12 protein-coding genes are annotated in these 24,272 nt (G+C 44.2%); all 12 read right to left on the reverse strand.

Features of this window, described 5'->3' with window-relative positions; translation table 11 throughout:
* Positions 1-824: 824 nt before the first annotated feature.
* Positions 825-1,202 (reverse strand): hypothetical protein, encoded by a 378-nt coding sequence (locus tag NST33_RS28240; RefSeq protein WP_036612497.1) that lies wholly within the window; start codon positions 1,200-1,202, stop codon positions 825-827.
* 357 nt (positions 1,203-1,559) lie between these two features.
* Positions 1,560-2,282 carry a response regulator transcription factor gene (locus NST33_RS28245; protein ID WP_026081439.1) on the reverse strand — a complete coding sequence of 241 codons (723 nt, stop codon included), beginning with the start codon at positions 2,280-2,282 and terminating at the stop codon, positions 1,560-1,562.
* Between the two features lie 7 nt (positions 2,283-2,289).
* Positions 2,290-3,450 (reverse strand): sensor histidine kinase, encoded by a 1,161-nt coding sequence (locus NST33_RS28250; RefSeq protein ID WP_074092506.1) that lies wholly within the window; start codon positions 3,448-3,450, stop codon positions 2,290-2,292.
* Between the two features lie 47 nt (positions 3,451-3,497).
* Positions 3,498-6,221: a stalk domain-containing protein gene (locus NST33_RS28255; RefSeq protein ID WP_221821852.1), complete on the reverse strand. Its 2,724-nt coding sequence runs from the start codon at positions 6,219-6,221 to the stop codon at positions 3,498-3,500.
* A 463-nt stretch (positions 6,222-6,684) separates the two neighbouring features.
* Positions 6,685-10,506: a SwmB domain-containing protein gene (locus NST33_RS28260; RefSeq protein WP_221821808.1), complete on the reverse strand. Its 3,822-nt coding sequence runs from the start codon at positions 10,504-10,506 to the stop codon at positions 6,685-6,687.
* Positions 10,507-10,714: 208 nt separating this feature from the next.
* A complete protein-coding gene (metK, locus tag NST33_RS28265; RefSeq protein ID WP_221821809.1) occupies positions 10,715-11,917 on the reverse strand; it encodes a methionine adenosyltransferase in 1,203 nt (400 codons plus the stop codon).
* Positions 11,918-12,172: 255 nt separating this feature from the next.
* Positions 12,173-12,445 carry an alpha/beta-type small acid-soluble spore protein gene (locus NST33_RS28270; RefSeq protein WP_017691962.1) on the reverse strand — a complete coding sequence of 91 codons (273 nt, stop codon included), beginning with the start codon at positions 12,443-12,445 and terminating at the stop codon, positions 12,173-12,175.
* A gap of 148 nt (positions 12,446-12,593) precedes the next feature.
* Positions 12,594-13,160, reverse strand: coding sequence for a hypothetical protein (locus NST33_RS28275; protein ID WP_221821810.1), 567 nt, complete (start codon positions 13,158-13,160; stop codon positions 12,594-12,596).
* Positions 13,161-13,295: 135 nt separating this feature from the next.
* Entirely contained in the window at positions 13,296-15,908 is a 2,613-nt protein-coding gene (locus NST33_RS28280) for a hypothetical protein (protein WP_339305884.1), read from the reverse strand.
* Between the two features lie 341 nt (positions 15,909-16,249).
* Positions 16,250-19,237 (reverse strand): S-layer homology domain-containing protein, encoded by a 2,988-nt coding sequence (locus NST33_RS28285; RefSeq protein WP_221821812.1) that lies wholly within the window; start codon positions 19,235-19,237, stop codon positions 16,250-16,252.
* A 518-nt stretch (positions 19,238-19,755) separates the two neighbouring features.
* A complete protein-coding gene (locus tag NST33_RS28290; RefSeq protein WP_036612519.1) occupies positions 19,756-20,097 on the reverse strand; it encodes a hypothetical protein in 342 nt (113 codons plus the stop codon).
* Positions 20,098-20,303: 206 nt separating this feature from the next.
* Positions 20,304-24,203, reverse strand: a complete 3,900-nt coding sequence (locus NST33_RS28295) for an S-layer homology domain-containing protein (RefSeq protein WP_221821813.1) — start codon at positions 24,201-24,203, stop codon at positions 20,304-20,306.
* Between the last annotated feature and the right edge of the window lie 69 nt (positions 24,204-24,272).

A 24,272-nucleotide genomic window follows, 5' to 3' on the forward strand; every position in this document is an offset into this window, starting at 1 on the left:
CTGCCCGGCGGGATACGGCTCGGGCATCCCGTCTACCCGATTGCCACGCACAGCGGCACTTCCCGCTTTGCCCGCTATACCTTTTCTGGCCTCTGCTTCCCCCGAGGCCAATTCATACACATCCAGCTTCCTCGAAAGATAGCTTTGCCATTCGCGCTCACCCCACTGATCCATGCGCCGCTCCATCTCAAAATGTTCAACCAACCAGGATGCCTGACTCAACGGCAACGCCGGATCTAACAGCAGCCAGCGCAGCACATGTCGCCCACTTCCTCCCTCTAGCCACCAAGCCACATCCACTCGAACATTGAGGGACAAGATCATACTCCACCCTTCCTCTACACGGCATACATATAAGGCAACTTTCATTTACTCTCCTCCCCCATGGTACTGTCTCCTGAACGCAAAAAAGCACATGCCAACCCGGCAGTTCGCCGGAGCATGTGCTTCATGTCCATATTCCATCTTCGTATGATTAATCTACTTATCACTATACCAATTGAACCTTTACATCACAACATTAGTTACACAACATGAGTCCATCATACAATTCTGCTAATAACCAGAATCTTTCTTTAAAATTGCGAAACTTTTTCCAATCTGAATCGTCTATACTTTTAAATTAAGAGTTCTGACTTCGAAAAGTTTATTTTAGTGTTCAAGAACTCCTCATACCCAGACAATAACCATAGATTGCATAAAAACCCATTTTTAATTTAAAAGCAGACTTGGCTACAATTACAAAAAAAGACTACAGCTTCTGCTGTAATCTTTTCACTGTAGATCTGCGAAATGATAATCCCATTTCCCGTTCACATGCTGATTTATTGCTCTGACTCACGCAAATCAATCAGGCGAAACGTGTGATCGGTCTGTGCTACCCGTTCAATATCAGCAGGGACAGCAGGCAGATAAGATGTCTCCATGCCTTGCCTTTGCATAAGCTTTTCAATAATCGTAATCGTTTCCGCTTCTGTACGATCAGCAACAACGGTTAATCTGAAGCTCTTACCACGATATAACAATTCCCGGCAAAGTTCTCTTACAATGCCTTCGATCCGCCCTGCCTGATTGGAAGGGATGAGCAGGATCTGCTCGAAACCTTCAGATTCCGGACGGGAAAGATGGCGCTGGTGCATGGCATGAACGGCCATTGCCGCCAGGAAGTATATGAGCAGAATCATAGTCAGATGAGCAACCATGGCAACTGCACCTCCTCGGAAGGTCATGCTCACCCATGGCGAACATCCCTGTATACAACAAGTATATGCTGTACTTCCTGAAGGGTTACACTTGCATTTCCTATCGCTCATATTCCACTCTGATCGACACCGGACGAAGAAAGACAGGCCAGGTCATTCATTCACGCCTAAGCTTGAACATATGTTCCGCACAACCTTACACTTTGCTCATTTGCAGTGATAAAGTCCATTAACCCGCAGACCAATCCAACATTCTGGAAAGGGCGCGAGTGAACACCAATCTATACTTCGTCTAGGTTGAATCAACCAATGGACTGACTTACCGTAAGAATACCGCTTTACGAAAAACATAAGGTATTAGAGCGTAACCCAACCATATTTAATCGAATTGATAACGGCTTGTGTACGGTCATCCACTTCCATCTTCTGCAGAATACTGCTGACATGGTTTTTTACTGTTTTTTCACTGATGAACAGGAATTCACCAATCATTTTATTGCTCTTACCTTCTGCCATCAAGCGAAGTACTTCAGCCTCACGACGTGTGAGCGGGTTATTGTCGCCAGCGACAAATTTAACGCCTGCTTCCTTCGAAGCTCCTTCACTCATTGCCCCTGTTTCATTAAGATACGTCATACGACGCAGCTGCATGATCAGTTTGCCGGTTACTTTCGGATGAATAAACGCATGTCCTTCATGCACGGAACGAATCGCATTGATCAGAGACTCGGCCTCCATATCCTTCAGCAAGTACCCGTTAGCCCCTTTACGAAGCGTCTCAAATACATAACTTTCATCATCATGGATGGACAAGATAATCACTTTGACATCAGGGAACAGCTCACGCAATTTCTCCGTTGCCTCAACCCCATTTTCGATCGGCATGTTAATATCCATCAATACGATATCAGGTTTATCCTGATTGCAGAATTCGAGCACTTGTATACCATCGCCGCATTCGCCGATGACCTCAATGTCGTCCTCCATATTTAAAATGCGTTTCAGTCCCTCACGGAACAGCTGATGATCATCAGCCAAAAGAACTTTAATCGATGCTTTACCAGTATCACGGTTTTCCATCATCCTGCTACTCCTTTCCCTTATCCACGTTTGTCGGGATATGAATCACTATTTTGGTTCCTTGATTTTCTCCGGATTCAATCTCTATTCTTCCTTCTAACAGTTCAACCCGTTCTCTCATCCCAATCAGACCGAAGTGGGTATGATCCTTGCTTTTCTTGGCAAGAAGCTCCGGTTTGAACCCAAGCCCATTGTCCTGAACGACAATTTTGACGAGCTGAGCCTGGTATGTAATCTCCACCACAACATATGTGGGATAAGCATGCTTTGCAGCATTCGACAGACCTTCCTGTACGAGGCGGTAGATCGCAGCCTCCATCGCGGAAGATAAACGGTGTTCTTTACCTCTTGTTTCAAAAAGCGACCGGATTTTCGTTTTTACCTCAAAATCCTGCACGTACTTCCGAAGCGTTGGAATCAGTCCCAGATCATCCAGTGCCATAGGACGCAGATTGAAAATAACTTTTCTCATTTCTTCAAGACTGGAACGAACCTGGCCTTTCAAATCTACTATTTCGGCCTGGACCATCTTAAAATCCTGCTTAATGAGCATTCTTTCTACAATTTCCGTCCTAAGCACTAGATTGGCGAGCATCTGGGCAGGCCCGTCATGAATTTCACGAGCAATACGTTTCCGCTCTTCTTCCTGGGCCAAAATTATTTTCAAACCAATCATTTGTCGATTTTTGGCAGATTCGATGATCCGGGTCACTTGACCCAGTTCACCTGACAGGTATTCGAGTACAACACCCATCTGCGAACCGATGGTCTCGGCACGCTCCACAGAAGCTTCCACATTTTTGGCACGCTTCTGCAGATCATCCCGACGGGCCTTCAGATACATTTCCTTCTCACGATAAATCATCAGATCCAGCTGCAGCTGTGTTGCTTTCTCATACGCCTGCTTGATATCATGCTCGGAATAACGGACAAAGTCGCGGCTAACCTCAGTCAGCCGGATCCGGGAACGGCGGTAGTTCAGCTCCAATTGATCTACTTTCTCGATCGTTTCCGCCGTTTCCTTCAGCACCGACTTTAACTCCTCGTTGAGTGTTTTCAGCTCATCGCGAGTTGCGTCCATAATTTCGAACATTTGATATTTGCTGTTTTCCATGACTTGTATGGCGTTTTTAATGACGCGGTCTATGGCATCGGCTTGTAAATCCACGTTTGTTCGACTCCATTTCTATCGTTTCCGGTATATATCATACCATATCACGATGAGATGGTAACGGTCTTCGTTTTCTGTTCCCATTTTACAGTCAGACCAAGTTGCTCGGAAACGAGTCTAAGTGGGACTAAAGTCCTGCCACCCGTTACGTATGGTGCAACAGTTGCGCTCTGTCTTTTACCATTCAGAATGAATTCTTTCTGCCCTACAACCAGATCAATCAGCTTGCCACCACGTAATACCGTGATTCGCTGATTTTTGCTATCCCAGCTTGCCTGACCACCAAAAGCGTCCAAAACATGTTTGATTGGCACATACGTTGTACCATTTTTCAGGACTGGTGCTGCATCAATCGCTTTTTTCGTTCCGTTCACCGTCATCGATTTCTGTCCAAGCACAAGCGAAGCTGTACCCGTAGGCAATCCTACTTCACTGGACTTGGAAGGCATCGTGAATGCGATATTGTCAAAAGCAACCGTGCCTGATTTCGCACGCTCATCCTGACCTTCTTCCACGTTCACTACATAGACCCGCTTCAGCTTCGCCGGATAGGCGATGTTCAGTCCGTTTAGGTCCACGCTCAGCTTCTTCCACCCGTTCCAGTCAATTGCCTTGGCGAGATCGGCATATACCGTTTTGCCATTGGCATCTGTGAATTCGGCACGTAGCCAGTTCAGACTTTTATCTCCCATAACATCCATTGACATCGATGTAGCTGCAGCAGATACCTCTCTACCGGTAGAGCCATTCAGTTGTGCATAAGCGTACATTTTGCCTGTTCCAGCAGTCATATCATAACCGAGTTGCAGTACATTGGAGCCGGCTTTCTCATCTGTTCCTACTGTAACGGTTGCCGTACCAGTTACACCCGCTGCATTCGTCGTGAAGTTGATCGGATAATTCACATTCTCGAAGTTCTCCCAGATCGTTTCGCTGGCAGATGCCGAGAGTACTACGACTGTGCTGTAACCATCATAGCGACCAATGGCATATCCCACTTGTGCACCAGAATTGACTGAAGATACCGTTAATTGGTCAGCAGTCACTTTACCTTTGAACCCGATAAATTCCCATGTCAGCGAGTCTGCCGGAACCGTAACACTTTGTCCACTCTTCGTTGTTGCCGTTACAGGAATGGACATCGTTGTGCCTGCATTGAGCGAACCGAGACCCGATCCTGCTGTCAGGGAAGCCAATTCACTTCCACCCAATACCGATACTTTAATAGAAGATGAAGCTCCATTGCTCGTTGCCGTCAGCGTTGCTGTACCTGGCTTCACGCCTTTGATCGTGCCGTTGCTGACACTCACGATGCTGTTGTTGCTGGACTTCCAGGACATGCTGATATCGCCTGTTGCAATCGGGTTGTAGTAGGTGTCATATCCTTTGGCTGTGTACTTGCCCTCTTGCCCCACCAGCAACGTTTGACTGCCACTCACGGCAAAGCCCTTCAGTTTACCTACAGGAGCCGTAGAGAACACACCTAGTGTGTTTACAACCTGACGTTGCTCGGTGCCATACTCTGTGTTGAACGTCAGACCAGCGGTTTGCTCACCCAACGGACGTGTTACCATTGTTGTGGAGCCGCCTCCATCCAGGTTCATGCCTTTCCAGACACCCACACTGGTCATAAAGGATTGCAGTTCCGTCAGCGACATCCCGCTGCTGTTACTGTTTTTCTCCGCTGCGATGATGTAGACATACCGACCATCCTGGGAGTACCCTACTGCCGTTCTTGCACGAATGCCACCAATGCCGGAAGATGCGATATCACGGGAAAAGGAAGCTGCCTTGCCACCGTTTACCAAAATGGTGTGACCGCCAATCATCATCTCCAGGTTACTGGGATCGACCGATTGCCCAGTTGTTTTAGCTTTCAGTTTGTAATCCGCATCCAAGGTTTGGCCAACGGATAGATGGCTCATGATCCATGTCGCCGCTGTTCCATGCGCACGCAAAATGTACCCATCCTTCGGCACCGTCATGTTTAGCGCTTTTTTATCCGAGATTTGGGTGATTACTCCGTTCTGCACGAGAACCTCTGTTGGAGTTGTGGAAGGATCATTTGGACGTTTGGAGGAGGTCCATGCCGGTGTATAAATATACATCGAGTTGGCATGACTATACTTCACCGCACCCGACTCTACCGTATAATCCTCTTTATTTATCCCACGCAAAGCGAAGGTTGAACCATCCTGCGCCTTCACTGTTCCGTCAAAGGAATACTCATCGATCATCGGTTTTCCATCTTTGGTCACCGTGAGGGCATACATACCCGACAGCTCAGAAGGTGTGGAGACCAGTACGCCATCGGAGACCTGTCCACCAATAGGGGCGAGCTCTCCGGATACATTGAAGTAATCGCCATTCACAGCGGCTACTGCACCATTTTCCTTAGCCATGGCACCTGTGCTCTGTTTGCTGTTTAGATTACCGCCCTTGCCTGTCATCACATCCAGCTTCACATAGGGGTTCTGCAAATCCACCTGGATTACATCCGCCAGTACGTTGACCTTGGAACCGGAACGTGTTGTTGTATATCTGTATTTCATGAGCTTCGCACCCGAAGTCAGAATTTCTTCACTCAACTTGCTTGTATTCGTAGATGCTGCAGCGGCCACCGATTGCCACGAAGTGCCTGACCACATCTGCCCGCCTGCGCTCATCACCGGTGCAATCCAGATCACACCCGCCAGCGTCACAATCGCCCATTTCTTCACCTTACTGCCCTTAACGTCTTCCAGCTGTTTCTCATGTTTCCCCAGCATGTCTGAAACGTCTCTCCCATCTTGTATATCAATCTTAGACATCACGAACACTGCCAAGTAGGCAGCCGATAGCGAGATCTCTAGTATACTCTTCTATTAATAGACTGCTTTTTGTGGAAAAAGTTACGCCCTCAGCCAAGATTGAGGTATATATTGGTTAATCAATTCCATACGATTCTGCTATGTAGTTAAACTAATCAAAAAATAGACTTCTGTTGTGCACGAGTAAGCACAACAGAAGTCCATTTATGATTCATATATTTCCTTCCCAAGGATTGGATGAAGAGTCTTGATAAACGAATGATAATTTTCGAAGTCGTTCATATAATACTTTTTTGAGTATCTTAGTAATGTTCAAAAAAAGTCATCCTTTCTATAAAACTTCAGCTCTCTTTAGTCCTTTATCTAATTATATAAAAAGAACACCTCAAGAAATGAGCTTCCTTGAAGTGTTCCTATTAATTTATAGATATCCTAATTTGTCCAGTACCCGTTTCAACATCACTGCTGCCTGAGCGCGAGTCGCGTTCCCTTGGGGTTCGAATGTTCTCGCTGTCATGCCTTGAATGATCCCCTCCTCCACCGCTTTGGCAACAGAATCCTTGGACTGGATTTTGTTGCTGTCCTTGAACTTGGATAGAGTGCTAGCAGCCGAAGATTGAAGAGAGACTGTTTTCCCACCGTAGTTCATCGCACGTACCATCATAAGTGCCATCTGCTCACGCGTAATGGGACGATCCGGCTTAAACGTACCATCGGTATTCCCCGTAATGATCCCCGCTTCAGCTGCAGCACCGATATAGGCACTTGTTACACTACCGCTACGAACATCCTGGAAACGACTTGCTGCAGTAGGTTCTCCATTCAGTCCTAGACCTCTAGCGACCAATTCAGCAAATTCCGCACGTGTAATGTTCTCATTCGGTCGGTAGAAGGAACCACCTGGTGTGTTAATTATCCATTTGGCAGAGAGCTCCTTAATGACCTCACTAGCCCAGTGTGACGCCGTATCCGGATAACTAACGATGTTGTTAACAGGGACTACCGACTGATTGCCATTCAGCTGTCCTTGAACAACTACACCACCTGTCGTATTTTTAAAGGAACTAGGTACATTGGATAACCTAAATGTAACTGGATCGATATACGTAAATCCGGATGTTACACTTGGGGTATTGGCAGCCAATTGCATGGCCAGTTGGCTTTTGACATTCTGATCTACACGTTGATCGTTTGTTCCATTACCGGTATACAAATATACGTCCGTATAGTTGCCAAGCTTCTGCGCTCCTGCACCTGCAATCAAGCCTTCCATCGTTCCCGATGAAGACACAGGTACCGTCTCTAACTGAACGTATAAGGATGGGACCGCTGCTCCTGTCGTAGTACTTGTGTTTGATGTTCCTACACTCCGACTCATAGCCGCCATATCTAAATTAGACAGTGGCACCGTCCAGAGAAGATCGCCATATTTCACACCAATAGTGCCAGTGCGATAACTTGCAGCAATCTGAGTCAGTGCATTTAATGGGAATCCAACATACGCAGCCGATTCACTGTCCGGAATCTCAAATACCACCGGCTGAGTCAATTTCCCGTTTGCTCCAGCGTATTCAAAGGACTGAATCAACTTGGTTGCATCCACGTTGAATTGACGAGTCGGGCGATTATAGTGGGACATCGCAGATACAGCAGAAGCCGTAGTGTTATTCATCACAAGTAAAGACTGACCATAGCTCGATGCATCCAATTCTGCCAACCAGGAAGGACGGTTTCCCGACTGATTATTGTTCGAACTATTATTCGTCTGTTGTAACGTAAGTGGGCCAAATGCTGTTATCGTGACATTCGACGCATCCCGCAACGGCAAAGCCCCAGGTACATAACTCACCGTTCCCGTCTGAGTAGCTGTCGATGTTACTGCTGAAGTATCCACTTTCAACGTCACCACAGAGCCAGAAGCTGAAGCAGACAATACAGTTGTGGTTGAATTACCAATCACTACACTGAACTGAGATGCTGTTAGTGCAGCCTGGGACTGGATTGAATCACGAAAATTAATCTGAACCGTGTCTCCCTGAAGCGTAGCCGAAAGAATTTTGCCATTTCCATATGTGTACGTTACTGGAGTCAGATTGAGATATCCTGCTGGGTTATTGTTCAGATCCGTTAATCGCAATGCTCCAGGTACATATGATAGCGATATATTTTGTGTATCCTTCACCGCTGAAGCCAGCGTTAACGTAACCAGATCATTTTCGATCTCGGAATCATTAACGAAGACTGGCTTACCATCGACCAGAACAGAATATTGGCTATTGAGCGGTTTATTCGTCGTGTTCAGTGGTTCATTGTAACGCATCCATAACTTGTTACCACTCACCTCAGCACTCTTAAACTCAGGTGGTTTGGTATCAATTGAATTGCGGACATAGAAGCCGCTGAATCCAGCAAGGGCCTGTCCACGTGTATCTTTTACAGGCCATGAACCTGGCGTGTATGCAACCTGAACGACTTCACCATCCGTAATGGATCGACTAAGATTCAACGTCACCACAGAGCTGCCATTGATCGATATGCTATTGATGCCTACAGCCGACTGATCCGCAGTTACACTGAATTGTCTTGCTGCATCACTTGAAGTGATATATACCGTCTCAGGGTAGTACAACGTCATTGTACTGTAATACACGTTACCTTCTCGCGGCTTGGACATGACAGAATCTAAACCGTTCTCCACATCTCTTGCGCCAAAAGCAGCCGCAGCATTGGAAGATTGATCTGTAAGACGATTACCTGTAGTACCGGGTGCATATGCGATCCGCACAACTTGCCCTACCGCTACACCCGTATCCAAGACAACATATACACTGTCACCTGAGATATAACTGGAACTAACGTTTCGATTCTCTCCATTCACGGTAACGGTATAACTGCTGCTCAGTGGGCTGATGCTACTAAGCCACTTGTCGTACGTTAGACGAATCGTGTTGTTACTATGCATCTTGGCACTCTTAATTACAGGTAATGTTGTATCTCTGCTTAAGGTTTTGAAAGCCCATGATGTAGATCCATTCAAACCTGCGAATGTATTACCTGCTTGATCACGAAACATATTGGCAGGAATATCGACAACATAGTTCATATTATTCTCTAATGTGCTTGTTGGCGTAATAATCAGTTGTCTGTTGTTCGAACTAAAAGTTGTCCTCGAATCAACCGTTGCTCCATTCGCTTTCTTGAGAATGGCTTGACCTGGGAAGCTACGGTCCAGTTCCTTGTTGAACGTCACTGTTAGGTTGCCCGACAAAGGCGCATTCGTGGTGCCATTGGTAGGAGACAAGGTGGACACCGTTAGGGAAGTTGGGTCCGACTGCACATTGAATCCCCAATCCATGCCGCTGATTCCACGGATGTCATTCCCCTGCTGATCTCGTAAAAAACCTTCAGGTATCACGATATAATATGTACTATTGTTATTGAAATTTTTTACAGGATCAATTGTAATCGTCTTAGTGCCAAGACCAGTAATTCGTGGTGATCCTTTAGACGTGATTGGAATTGCTTCAAATAAAGTTTCTGTTCCGCTCCCTTGATAAATTTGAAGTGTGCCTGCTCCAGCAACAACCGGTAGACTAAACGACACTGTCAAATGATCCGAAGGTTTCACCTGAACAGCTGCGTTCTGGGGTATCTTGCCTGTAACTGCCGGCAAGCCTATATTTTGAGTACTAAACGTCCACGCTTTGTTCAATAATCCTGGAAATAAAGTAAGATTCTCACCATCCATGTAAGCAAATGCATTTGCATCAATTTGAACGTAATATGTTCCACCAGGAAGAATATTTCCTTCTGGGAGTTGGATGCTTACAAATTTCCCTTCAGGTGGTGGTGAAGCTGTATCTTCTCCTGTAGACGGTTCGGTATCGTTCATAGGTACAGAAGGATTCGTGATTGGCCCTAAGCTTTCAATCGTTACCAGTTCACTGGATACGTCTACAGAAACAACCTCTGAATCATCGTTGACACGTTTAATGGATATCTTACTTTCCGGACCGATTACTTTTGAAACCGGTCTCGCAAATTCAATACGTAACGGCAATGATCCATCGACGTTTTTGCCGTTCACCGCAGGAACAGTATTCGTTATTCCATTTGCACTTAATTCATTGGCCGCATATGCTTCCTGCTCGACTCCACTCCAACCCGTAAGCCAACCTTGAGCCGTCAGCATAACAATTAAGATTCCGAGCATGCCTTTTCTTGCAATTCTCTTCAATTCCACTGATCTTCCCCCTTATCTGCATTTCTTCTCCTGTCTGATGTACAGACCTCATTATGTATTTCGGTTGGAGAAGGGATTTCATTTAGTTATTTGGGGATATATTCCATAATTTTTCCTTTGTCCATGACAAGCAGTGAAATCGATGGAAGCACAAAAAAGCCCTTAATTCCTTAACGGAATCAAGGGCTTCATTACTATTGCACCTAACTTACAGACCTGCTTGAGTTTTCAAAAGCTCTACTTTGTCCACTTGTTCCCAAGGTACATCCAGATCTGTACGGCCGAAGTGACCGTAAGCAGCGGTTTGTTTGTAGATTGGGCGACGCAGATCCAGCATACGAATGATGCCAGCCGGACGAAGATCAAAGTTGTTGCGAACAAGCTCAACCAATTTCTCTTCGCTGACTTTGCCAGTTCCGTATGTATCCACGTTGATCGATACCGGGTTGGCTACACCAATCGCGTAAGCGAGCTGGATTTCCACTTTATCTGCAAGACCTGCGGCTACAAGGTTTTTCGCTACGTAACGAGCCGCATATGCTGCAGAGCGGTCTACTTTAGTTGGATCTTTACCAGAGAACGCACCACCGCCGTGACGTGCATAACCGCCGTAGGTATCTACGATGATCTTACGTCCAGTAAGGCCCGCATCTCCCTGAGGTCCGCCAATAACGAAACGTCCTGTTGGGTTGATGAAATATTTAGTCTGCTCATCCAGCAATTCAGCTGGAACGACAGGCAAGATTACATGTTCTTTGATGTCTTTTTGGATCTGCTCAAGTGTAGTCTCTTCAGCGTGCTGAGTAGACACAACGATTGTATCCACACGTACCGGCTTGTCACCGTCGTATTCAATCGTTACTTGAGTTTTACCATCCGGACGAAGATATTCCAATGTACCGTTCTTACGCACTTCCGCCAGACGGCGTGCGATACGGTGGGACAAAGCGATTGGCAAAGGCATGAGTTCTGGTGTTTCGTTCGTTGCAAAACCGAACATCAGACCTTGGTCACCTGCACCAATGTTTTCTGTTTCACGAGCGACTTGTTCCGGGTCACGATTCTCAAGCGCTGCGTTAACGCCTTGGGCAATATCAGCGGACTGCTCATTCAGAGAAGTCAGAACTGCACAAGTGTTATAATCAAAACCGAACTTGGCACGTGTGTAGCCAATATCCTTAATTGTATTACGAACGATGGACGGAATGTCCACGTATTCAGAAGCTGAACTGATTTCACCGATGACAAGCACTAAGCCTGTGGCTACGGAAACTTCGCAAGCTACGCGAGCATTAGGATCGTTCGCCAGGAACGCGTCCAATACGGCGTCTGAGATCTGATCGCAGATTTTATCCGGATGTCCTTCGGTTACAGACTCCGATGTAAATAGATGCCGGCCTTTAACAGACATGAAGTTTCAACCTCCCATAACTAGTAGTATGGCGATTGCCCGAACAAAACATGACAGCGATTCGTTCACTGTACCCTCGAAGCTTTCCAAAATGGAATAAGGACGCAGGGTCCGCAGTACCGAAGATAAGGATTTTTCAGGTAATTGCCTCAAACGAAAATCAACCTTTCCCTAGTGGAAAAGGTTGCATACCTCAAGTGCCATCTTAACGTATTTGTCAAGACGTGTCAAACGAAATGGGGTAAGGAAAATGCCCTATAAGTGCTGTTCTGCCTGGCGAATTAGCCTTTTGGTGATCTCTCCACCAACCGATCCATTCTCGCGGGAAGTCAGATGTCCCCACCCTTTGTATTGCCCATAAGAGTGATCACTCACTTCACCCAGTTCAGATCCAAATTCTGTATCCGCACCAGCTAAACCTCTGCCACCATAACCTACATTGAGACCAAACTCTGCAGCAATCTCATACTTCATTTGATCCAGCATTTGACGACTTTCGGGTACCACCTTGCGATTGCTTCTAGCCATGATTCCTGCACCTCCATTAATTGATTGTCAACAGTTATAGAGTGAGCAGGAACAAGGTTGGCTAGCCGTATTAATGTTTGTTAGAACTGGGTAATCTGAGCAAATGAAATGCATGACTAATGAATAATTCCTTTAACAGCTACAAAACCTATTTCAGAGTATATCCACCACGTACCATTACGGTTAAGCTGTATTTGTTTCCTTCCAAGACCGTGATCCCCCGTCCGTCCCTTGGAAAAGAGAGCAGGTGATTGGTCGGTGCTGCCTGTCCATTCGTCAGGTCAATCCCGTCCGTCAGATCAGCTACACCATTCGTACCTTCACTGACGATCACAGCTTTGCCGCTACGTACAATGAACTCCGCGCCAGACTTACCGATCAGCTGTTGCCCCGGCTTCACGGTTACGATCTCAACGGCTTCAGAAGCGCCCGAGACCAGTGGAGGAAGAGAAGTGTCTCCACCTGTACTACCTGAGTTCCCGGTTCCCGTAGATCCGGAATTATTACCGGATGAGTTGCCAGAACCCGTGCTAACGCCACCACCCATTGCTTTTTGAATCTGCTGGTCTACATAACTCTTCGTTACAACCGGATCGTCTGCTGTTCCTGGCTGGCTTGTACCTGCACCGATGGCTGTATTGCTGTATACCGACCCAACCCATACGCCAACACCAATGGCAAGCGCGGCGAGGGATACTTTCATATAAGGTTTCATGTGAATCATTTTCCTCCTCTGGTAATCTATTAACTTTAACTATAGAGAAAAAATAGGGATGCGACAAGCAAAACCTCGTTTCCGTTGGGGTGGAAACGAGGTTTTGTGGATAATTATAGTGCTGCCTGTTCTATTTCAAAACCCATCCGATGGGAACGTAGGGAACTCCGGTTCTTCTTTTGGAAGCTTAGAAATGTCGTATCCATAACTTTGCTCTGCAAGACGGATACGTTGTCCTTGAAATTGATCATATACTGTCAAACGATAAGAACCACCACGCAACTTCTCGAAGAAGCTGTCTTCTACGCTCCAGCTCAGTGTCTGGTTGGTTCCCACTTTCAGATCGGTTCCTAAGGTCAGCTCTTTTTCATATGATTTACCTGCTTGATCGGTCATTGTAAGGATTAACTTGTGCTCGTTCTCACCCATCTCAATCTCTTCATTACGGGATAAGCTGTAATTCATCTCGATCTGTACAGACGAGCTGCCTGCCAGATATGCTCTTACACTGTTGGCAGTCCAGGAGTAAGGATAGAGATTAATATTGGTCAGCGTGCCTTGAACACTAATGGAAGTTGGCGGTACTTCGAATGCCAAAGCATTCACATAAGCAGTCGCTTCCCCTTCACCGGTTACAAACTTGCTGTCTGCAATGCCTTCACCCACTATTAGGCGCAGGTCTGAGAAGGTAACGGACTTCGGAATCTTAGCCCAGAACGTAACAATTGACTTCTGACCCGGCCCAGGCAGACGCTCTGCTTGTTTCGCAGTTGCTCTGTAATACTGGCCATCCGATGTTTTGTAGTAACCTACCAGTTTACCGAGACCACTTTGACGCAATGATTTGTTCGTCATTTCGAATTCGGTATATACGATGTCCGATGATGTTCCCGGATAACGAATCGTTCTCCGCACACCCATTTCCGTCTCTTTATCAGCAGTACCCGAAGTGTATGTCTTGCCGCTTCCAACATAAGATAAGGGTGGAATTAATCCGGACGTATTTAACGTGATCCACTCATTCGTCTCTTCTTCACTAACTTTCTCGTTCAAACTTAGTTCCAGACGAGATATACGCAATTCGGAAGGAATCTTGGTTAACAGGTAAGCCTCTGTTGTCATGCCGGCTCCAATTAACTTTCCACTTTGTGTGTAGATTAGCTTCTTGTCTCCTTCAATCTCAGCAGAATCAATCATAAACATCGCTTCAAGCTCAGGAAGTTGAACTGTTTTGTTACCTGCATTACGAATGGTCACTTTTGCGGCAATAATATCACTATCAAGCCACGGCAACCGCTGTAACGATCCAAAAGACACACCAAATGTACCTTTGTTATTCTTAATGACCGTTTCGGTCGTCAACCCATCTCCGCTGGATACCGATTCAGGAATACCATAGACACCTACAGGATAGGAGAAGACAAATCCATTCGTAGGAGAAGACGTTGTGGATTCTGTGCTTTCATTTTTGTCTACCGGACTCATTACATAAAGCTTGATTTTGCTTGTATTACCATCACCCTGAAGGGTTGTACTGAGCTTAATTGTCTTAATATCGCCTGGGTTCAACTTCAATGTATCCAATGCTTTGGTTTCGATTGGATAGACTGTTCCGTCTGTACTCCGTACCTCAAAGGTATACATCGGCACCTTAATGACTTTCTTGCCTTCATTCTTGAGCTTCATTTGAAGATTAAGGCTATACTCACCATCATCGATTCGGACTTTAGCGGATTCAAGCAATGTGGACAGTCGTTGTCCTTCAACTGAAATCATGTTTGGTTGATTGGCAGCGACTTCTACATTCGTTTTACTAGCCTCTGGCAATTGCAATGCAGCAACAGGCAGAACACTTTTCTCTTCACCCTGTTCCTCTACTAGCAACAGCTCAGACTTTTGCAGCTTCACTGACGTAGGAAGAGATGCGATCAGACTGAGGGCCTTATTAGCTTGAGCCTGGATACTGACACTCGTACTGTCTTTATCCGGAGTTAACGGATAATTGGTACCACTTGGTGTACGCAAGATCCATTTGATATTCGGATTTTCAAGCAATTTATAACTAATATTGTTTAAATTCACGCCAATTTTCACATACTGATTCTTATCTTCACCTGGAAACACTTTAATGCCAGATACTTTCACCTTCACCGCAGAGTCGCTTAGACGAACCGTCTTTGGTTTACCTATAGGTGTAGTAATACTATAGGATGCGGGCACGTTAAACTTACCCAGCGTACGTTCATAGTTAGCCTGACTGAAATCCCATTTCACGATGAGGAAGTTCAGATCACTGAGTTTCACCTCGCGACCCACTTTCATGACATAGGTCAACTCAACTGTTGATCCAGGCGAGACTGTTTTCTTTTCCTGATCTTTTGCGATCAGTTTGGGCGAGAATGATGTTCCACCCTTGGTTTTCACTTTGCTCCAGTAATCGAGCATCATCATTGGGGTGCTGTCATTGTTCTTGTAAGACAATGTATATGTAACCACATTCCCATCGTCCTGCGCCAAGATATTTACATCTGTTAACCTTACCGAACTTCGTGCTGTCACTTTAACAGCCGATAGGTTACCGAGTGTATGTACAACCTTCTGCATTGTTGTCGTTTTCTTCGATGTACTGCTATTTGAATTGGTGGCAGACGTTTTATTGGTTGTGCTCGCTGCCATGGTAATGCCAGCCGTTGAACTGATCAACAAGACACTCGCGAGCAAGCTCACAAACATTTTCTTTTGATTCACTCCCAAACCTCCCATAAGTTGCTTGTTGCTCTTATAGTATAAACGTTTGGAAAGGAGAGAAAGTTACGATGTTGTTGTCTATCAACAATTTAAAAGTTCTCTAAGTTAAATATAATCGAGAGGGAGGACTCTCATTAATTGAGTAGCCTACCTCTCAACTCTCGTACGTAGCATTCGGCATACGGTGATTCACCATTTGAGCGCAATCATCAGTACCTCAAGCGGGTGATTTCCTACTGTTAAACTATTTCAGACTAACCGCCAATTTATTACCCCTGCAAGGCGAAAAAAAAACAGCCTTGCATCTATAAAGATGCAAGGCTGTTTTAGTAAGATATAAATTACAGCTCTTTACCGAATGAGAACTCATCCAATGCATTGCCGTTTGCGTCGTTAATAGCTTTTGCTGCTTTGTTTTTAGCACCGTCGAATTTAACAGTTGCTACTTTTCCATCTGTATTACCAGCTACTGTTGCAGTAACTGTAATTGTTCTTGCATCAGTACCGATAGAAGCACCTGTAACTGTTGTAGTCACGCCGCTACCCGCATCAATGCTGAACAATCCTTGGATGTAAGCCGCACCATAGTTGCCATCTTGAGTAAGAGCTTCAGAAGCGTATACAGTTACTGTAACCGTGTTACCAGTTCTAACGATATCTTTCAAAGTTACCGTTGGAGCAATACCATCTTTTACGGTTGCAGTGAACGCTTGAAGTTTGTTACCGAAGCTATCTTGAGTGCTAGGGTTAGTAGCTTTCAAAGTATAACCAGCAACATCATTAGAGATTGTGTTGTCAGCAAACTTCAGAACTACAGTTTTGTTAGAATCAGCCATTGTGTAGCTTGTAGGGCGAATTCCGTTCAGATCGAAGTCTCCCAAGTTAACATTCGACAACGCTGTGTTGAATTTAACTTTAACTTCGTTACGGCTTGTAGCATATACATCGTTAGTTGTCGCAAGTACTTCGGAAGAACCAACGTTAGATCCTACAGTGTAGTTACCACTGTTGAAGTATTTACCTTCGGAATCTTTAATGTAGCTCGCGGATACTTTAACGCCTTGAGTCCAGTCAATGCTAGAATTATTTGTAACAGCGATTCTAACAGTGTTTGTTGAAATCAATGTGATGTCATTGTTTTCTTTAGCAATTTGTTGAGCTGTTCCAGTAGCAACACCATTAGCATCAACATTTACTGCCATATATTTAGCTGCATCCAGAGCATTACCGTCACCGGAAGTAGCCAAAGTTTTGTTGAATTGAACATACACGTAACGAACACCGTTAGTCACATCAGACCATACACGTGTCACACTACCGTTTTGAGCTGTGTTAGCGTTCAGTGTCGCAGTGTAAGGCAACAATACATTTCCGATGTAAGCAGTATCGATAACACCAGATACAGTCAGAGTGTAAGTTGCATCAGATTTCAAGCTGCTTCCCAGGTTAACTTTAACAGTTTTATTGTTATCAGTATAAACTGGTGTGATTACTGGGTGACCTTTAGAAGTCAATCCAGAAGCAGTTACAACTTTACCATCTGCATCTTTGAGAACATAGTTCTCTGGGTTTTGTGCGGAATCCAATTTCAGTGATTTGCTGAATTGAACTTCAGCAATGTAGTTACCATTTTCCATTTTGAATTTAGTATCTACAACTGTTGGACGAACTGTGTCCAATGTTGGAGTTACTTTAGTATCAACGGAAGCAGAGTTGTTGCTATAGTCGGATACTGCAGTCAAGTAAACTGTGTTTTCCGATACATTCAACGGATTGTTGAATTTCAATGTAACTTTGTTGTCGTTGATTTCAATGGATTGTGCAGTGTTGCCTGTAGTGTTAGCATATGCACTTGCAACGCTTTTCACTGTTTCGTCGAACTCAACAGTTACTTCTTTCAAGTCGTTGGATTTAACACCAACTACTTTAGGAGCAGCTGTATCTTCAGTTGCTGTGAATTTGCTTTCCACTGGAACGATGGACAGACCAGAGTAGTCCTGTACGCCGCTCACACGCAATGTGTGCTCACCAGCAGTCAGATCTGTAGTTACAATTGCAGTGTTAGGATAAACGTATTTTACAGAAGCTGCAATTACGTTGTTATCTACACGGAAAGAAGTAGCGTTTACAGATTCTGGTTTAACCGGCTCGCTGAATACTACTTTGAAAGCTTTTGTTCCCAAAGCTTTAACTTCTTTTACTTCTGGAACTGCAACATCAAGTGGAGTAAACTCTACTTTTTGTGTGAATGTTTTAGTTGCATCAGCATTTTTAACGTTGTTGATTTGAAGACTAGTGGATCTTTGGTTAGTCAAAGAAGTGTTACCTTCAGATACCAACAAAGTTACAGTAGTTTTGTCTTCAGACAATGTAGCGCTTTTGAAAGTCAATCCGCTAACAACATAGTTATTAGTGCTTTCAGCAGAGTTTGGATCTACAGTACCATCAAACTTAACTGTAATTTCTTTCAAGTTTGTAGCAGATACGGAAGATACCGCTTGAGCTACTGTAGTTACATAAGTAACTTTTTCAGTGAACTCTTTATCTTTGTAAGTAAATTTCACTTCAGTTTCTTTGTTAGCTTCGAGAGCTTTATCCAAAGTTACTTTTACTGTTTCGCCGTCGCTGATTTTGAACTCAACAACTTTACCAGCTTCAGTTACTGTGTAAGAAGATACTTTCAAGCTTTGAGCTTGATCGATTGCGAAAGCTGCACCTACCAACAATTCGCGGGAAGCGTTAGCTGTGAAGTTAGTGTTTGCATCAACCAAACCAGCGTTGATTGCTGCTTGAACATAACCTTTAGCCCAAGCTGGAGCAGTGTTGTTTGTTTCAGTTGGGATTTCAAGATCCAATGCACGAGTCAGGATTGTAGCCATCTCGGACACAGTCACTTTACCGTTGAAGTCGAAGATTTTCTTCTCAACGTTTTTACCTTCCATGATACCCGCAGCAGTTACTGCTTCGATGTAAGGTACAGCCCAGTTTTTAGCTGTGTAGTTTTTGTCAGTGTAAGAAAGAGTTCCAGTGATCTCTTTCAGACCCAGCAATTTAGTGATAACTTTTGCAAACTCAGCGCGAGTCATGTCTTTGTCAAGACCTGCTGTACCATCCGGATAACCGTTGAAGATACCTTTTGCTTTCAATGCATCAAACTGTTGTTGTGCGGAAACTGCTGTGTCACCGAATGCTACAGATGCAAACATTGAGAATGCCATTGCTGTAGACAATGCTACGGATAAAATTTTCTTCATAACCTTTTTTTCTCCTCCTTGGGCGTTCATAACATTTGAATTTTCTTTTTTAATAGGGTCGCTCGTATTCCTCATATATTGTTGCACCCCCTTCCCAGAGTTGTGAGCAAGTTAATATAAATGATGTCTGTGAGCATATCACAGAAACTTGTAAACTAGTTTGTAAAGCAGAATCACACGTAAATAGAGTAGTTTCCTAATCCTACCTTACGTATTATACAATGGGTCCCTCGTGCCGTAAAGCAATTTTTTCTAAAAAATAGACAAGATTCTTCACGAGGTCATTCTTGGTAACAGGCCCAATGTTTTCGACTCTACACTTTAAACGCAATAGATTTCAAAAAGTTGCGGATTGCACAAAAAAAGTTTCGATTTTTTTTATGTATAGGTACAGTGCGGGTATTGAAGCCATTCAAAACCTTTTCAAACCGTTGATACAGCAGTGAATCTGGAATTGTGATCTCTGGTTTGTCTGTGCTACCAACGTTTATTTATACCCGCAACTTCAACCTATGAAGCGACAAAATTCACAAAAAATAAAATAAAAAAGCACCCCTATTGGGATGCTTTTCCTGCAGTTCTGGAAATATAAGTTATTTAATCTTCATCGCGAGTTCAATAATTTGGGCACGCATATTTGGATCGCTGTTCAATCTCAGATACATATCGTCAATTGGTTGTCTGTTCTCACGGTACGTTTTCTCATGCTTCATCGTTGTATGAGACCATTCAATCAACTCATTCTCAGCCAGCACCAGATTGTTGTACGCATCATGGAAGCCAGTGGACTGTACAAGCCCTTCCATAACTTCCTGAGAGATTTCCTGAGTCTTACGTGTATCTTCCAACTTTTTCTCCAGAATGACTGCCTGCTTCTCAAACTGTGTCTTTGCCTTCATGTAGCCCAGCTGGGCTTTTGAATAAATCGGTTTCATTAGCTAACTTCACCCTCTAGATCATTGTGTATTTACCGTTATTGTATCTTATACTCTAGCAAATTACAAAAATAGTTATTGGTAAAAATTCTGTTTCTTCTATTATAGAAGTACTCTATGTCAATTCATTGACAGCCATGAAAAGGACCTGCCCCTTTAGAGTAAGGGACAGGTCCTTCCTAAATTGCATCGATGTATCAAATGAATTAACTCAAGGTTTTAGGGAATACTTTTGTGCTCTTTTTAAGCAATTCAACTGCAATTTTACCCGCTTCTGCACGTGTCAGATTACCTTTCGGGTTGAATGCATATTGCGGCTTCTTCTGTCCAGCCACTGTAACCGGAGAACCCTCCATGATCTTGGCTTTCGTCACAGCTTGTACCGCTGGTCCAGCATAACTCTCCATGCTGCCGGAATCGATGAATGCCTTAGCAAGTGCACTTTGAAGCTTGCTATCATTAGCAACCATTTTCAGTTCTAGTGCCCGAGCAATCATCACTGCAGCCTGTTCACGTGTCAGCGGACGATCCGGTCCGAACACACCATCTGTCAGGCCAGTAATGATACCCGCTCTCGCTGCGGTCTCGATACTGTCATAATCCCATGTAAATGAACTTGTACCTGGTGCAACATCCGTGAATGTTCTTCTGCTATCGGACGTAATTGGTAAATTCAAACCTTTCACAAGAAGAGTCGCAAACTCTCCACGCGAAGTACGGTCATCTGTACCGAATTGTTCAAAGCGCAATGGAGCCATGAACCCTTTAGCATAGAGTGCATTTAGAATATTTCTTGCCCACCCATGGTTGGTGATATCGTTATAACTTCTTCTCAGCTTCATTACTTTATAATAACCAAACTCATCAAAAGGAACGGTCACTGTATGCTTCTTCGAATCCACTTCGCCGCCAATCCGTCTCCACTCTCTGCTTGGAGAATAGTAAAATACGGAAATGGTTGAACCAGCATCATCTACTACATTTGGATCATAAGCAAGAGTTAATGTACCCCGTTGTGAAGGCTTGATTTTTCGCTCTGCAGGCGTCAAAGGATTACCGTATAAGGAATCTACAGTATAAGGGCCAATTCCATTCGTTGGCTCTTTGTAATTATTATCTCCTCTTGTACCGGACTCCCCAAGGCCGCCGCTTACCCAGTAAATTTCGGAAACTGGACTAAAGTTTACAGAGTCCCCTACAATTGCGGAGAACCTTCTATAATAGTCATCGGGAACGCTTAATGGATTCGGGTCCTCTGCTTCTGTTCTGAAACCAACGATGCTTCCATAGTCGTTCTTCCGCTCCACAATTCCTGTGTTCGGGTCAGCAATACCAAACAGCAGCTTGTTGTTTGGATAGAATTTAGCAATCCCGCTGAGGTCCGTGCTTTGCATTACCGTGCCTTTCGGGAAACTCAGTTCCAGCTTTTTATTGAATGCTGAATATTTGTTGGCTACCTTAGGCGCCATATACTGAGAGTCAACACCAGTGTTGCTTGTATAGTACACTTCCACTGTATCATTTGTTTTGACACCATTTCGATCAATCGTCAACTTGATTTTATTCACTTTGTCAGCCTTGAGCCCCACATAATCCAAAGCAAAACGATCTGTTTCTGTGCCTTGAAGCTTTTTAGCCGTTTCTTTGTCAATAACAACGGAAGTAGCTCCTTCAGCCTCAATATCAAAATGAACAAAGTTTTTGCTTACAACAATTTGGCTGCCTGAAGTAGGACGTGGAGCCAAGATGCGATAACCCGCTGCTTCTCTGACCACTTCTACCTTTTGGCTCGTTTTTGCACCTGTTTTGTTATACAAATCCAGTGTGTAGATATATGTTCCTGGTGTCTCCGCTTTTAAGTCTCTTAACCGCACCACAAAGTCCTTCTGACTTCCGGAACGATCCACAATAACATTACCATTGTTCAGTGCATACTCAGGAGAGATTATTGGATCTTGCCAAGTTGTATTAGTTGCCGATCCATCTGGTATGTTCAAGTCAAAAATCGTTTGAGTACCCATACTCAAGCTCATTCGAGTCGCCCCTGCACCACGGATAGCCAAGTCAAAGTTTTTCAGGCTGGTCGTATATTTCTTGTCCGCAAATGTGAAATCCGTGGAAAGGTTAAACAGGTTTTTCACCCATTGGTCATCCGGATTATATGGATCAAGGAATGTCGAGCGATTTTTACTTGGTGCAGGTTGAAAATTATTGATTGTAGATACATTGTTATCATTGATGTAAATACGCAATTCTTTAGTTACTTCATTCAGTTGGCCTTTATCTCCAGTTCCTGTTCCCGTTAATACAATACGGTTTTCCCCAAAGAATAATGGTCCTGTGTCCCCATCGATATCAATCTCAACATCCTCGAAACTTCCATCAGCACCCAAAGTCAATTGTTTTTGCTTTGTGTTCGCTGCAGGATGTGTTGAATACACTTTAACTCCGTTCGCAAAAATCTCTGCTACAAAGTATTTGCTATCTAATGTGGCAAAATCAACGTACTTACCTTCAAGCAACAATTTATCTGTTTTTTTGGAATTCATATCATATGTTTGGCCATCCGTCAGGTTGCTCACAAAAATATAGTTTTTGGACGCAAACGAAATCGTTGCGTTTTTGCTTGATTTTGATCCAGTAAATTTAAACTGAACCGTTTGATTTCCGTTTTTGAAACCTTTAATTTGATAAATATATTTCGTTGGAGATACCTGTATAGGCGTTGTTGACAGTTCAATTGGGCTTGTGCTCCTTGGAAGATATTCCGCTGTCAACAGGCTTCCATTAGGATTTCTGCTAGTCTCTACAAGGATATAGAAATCTGCAGAAGTGACACTAGAACCCGAAAGTGGTACCCCTTCTGGTGCATCACCAGAACCGCTGTAGTCTTTAAGGTATCTTAAATCCGTAATTACCGTTTCGTTCTCTAGATATTGAAAATTCATGTTTGCACTGGCTGTGTTTTTTCCATATTTGACAGTCAACGAATGATTCTGTAAAGAATCAATCGAAGTGACTGGAGGTGTGCCAGTTGCTGATTCTGTAAACTTCAAAGATGGAATTTCGAATGAAAACAGAGAATATGAAGGTGTGTTGATCCCCACACTAGGAATGGGTTCAATCTTGGGAACAATATTAGTCAACACACCATCCACAGAGATTTCAGGAACAGCAGTGGTTTTATCATCCGGCAAAAGCAATTCAACCATTACACGGGCTTGTGCAGGATCCCCCCCATACGTAGGCCGATCAGTTAACATACTCTGAGACAGCCCATCTGAGCCCTCTTTCAGATCGAGTTGAGAGAACGGATTTTCTTCATCATAGTAGAGCAGAGAATACGTGAATTTATTTTTGTCTACGCCGCTTTCAATCGTTACAACCAGATCATTCTTACCTGATTTTAATCGAAGCATAGGTGAGAAGAATGTACCATCTTGTGTCGATAAAGATGTTGGTAAAGCCTCACCATTATTCAGTGTTACTGTTACTTTGGAGGAGTTGTGAGCTACACCTTGAATCGTCACATCACCTGTATCCACAACAACCTGCGATCCTTCATTTAGATCGAGATTATCCGCTCCACCCAAAACCTGCAGTTTCTCAATGTAAGGTATAGAGTCATACAAAATATAAAAACTTTCGGAACGCTCACTTGGACCTTGGGAACCGGTAAACGTTACTTTGTTCATTCCAGGGAACAAAGTAAGTGTTGCGTTAAAGCGATTATCCGGGCGATTAGGATCAACTGTGACAACAGCTGGTGCTAATCTTGAACTGTCTGGAACCCATGTTCCATCTTTTAAATTCAATAGCTGTACGTTGGCACCTAACGTAGAGCCAGTAACATTCGTAAACGTGCCTGTTACAGCTTGCTCCGCGCTAGTTACCACAAAAGCAGTCGAACGAGAAAGAACATCAGAGCCTGTTCCAGTCATTTTGAGTCCTACTGTACTTTTCAATGGAACGTTGGCTGTATTATCAGGAGTAAAGTAACTTGTCTGTCCCGCCGCCGATGCGACTGGTGCAAGGCCAGCTGGTATTAGAGATACAACCAGCGCCACCATCATCAGCCAGATTAACGGCTTCTTCGTACGTTGCATTCAATCATCTCTCCTCTTTTAAGTCAGTTACCTTTATATATCGGCAAAAGGTTCCAATTATTTAGTAAA

Origin of the sequence: Paenibacillus sp. FSL L8-0435 (assembly GCF_037965655.1) — a bacterium.
Classification (GTDB): domain Bacteria; phylum Bacillota; class Bacilli; order Paenibacillales; family Paenibacillaceae; genus Paenibacillus.

Excerpts from the sequence above, each read along its gene's own strand:
- NST33_RS28240 (WP_036612497.1), bottom strand. The coding sequence starts at position 1,202 with ATGGTTGCTCATCTGACTATGATTCTGCTCATATACTTCCTGGCGGCA.
- NST33_RS28245 (WP_026081439.1), bottom strand. The coding sequence starts at position 2,282 with ATGGAAAACCGTGATACTGGTAAAGCATCGATTAAAGTTCTTTTGGCT.
- NST33_RS28255 (WP_221821852.1), bottom strand. The coding sequence starts at position 6,221 with ATGCTGGGGAAACATGAGAAACAGCTGGAAGACGTTAAGGGCAGTAAG.
- metK (WP_221821809.1), bottom strand. The coding sequence starts at position 11,917 with ATGTCTGTTAAAGGCCGGCATCTATTTACATCGGAGTCTGTAACCGAA.
- NST33_RS28270 (WP_017691962.1), bottom strand. The coding sequence starts at position 12,445 with ATGGCTAGAAGCAATCGCAAGGTGGTACCCGAAAGTCGTCAAATGCTG.
- NST33_RS28275 (WP_221821810.1), bottom strand. The coding sequence starts at position 13,160 with ATGAAACCTTATATGAAAGTATCCCTCGCCGCGCTTGCCATTGGTGTT.
- NST33_RS28285 (WP_221821812.1), bottom strand. The coding sequence starts at position 19,237 with ATGAGGAATACGAGCGACCCTATTAAAAAAGAAAATTCAAATGTTATG.
- NST33_RS28290 (WP_036612519.1), bottom strand. The coding sequence starts at position 20,097 with ATGAAACCGATTTATTCAAAAGCCCAGCTGGGCTACATGAAGGCAAAG.
- NST33_RS28295 (WP_221821813.1), bottom strand. The coding sequence starts at position 24,203 with ATGCAACGTACGAAGAAGCCGTTAATCTGGCTGATGATGGTGGCGCTG.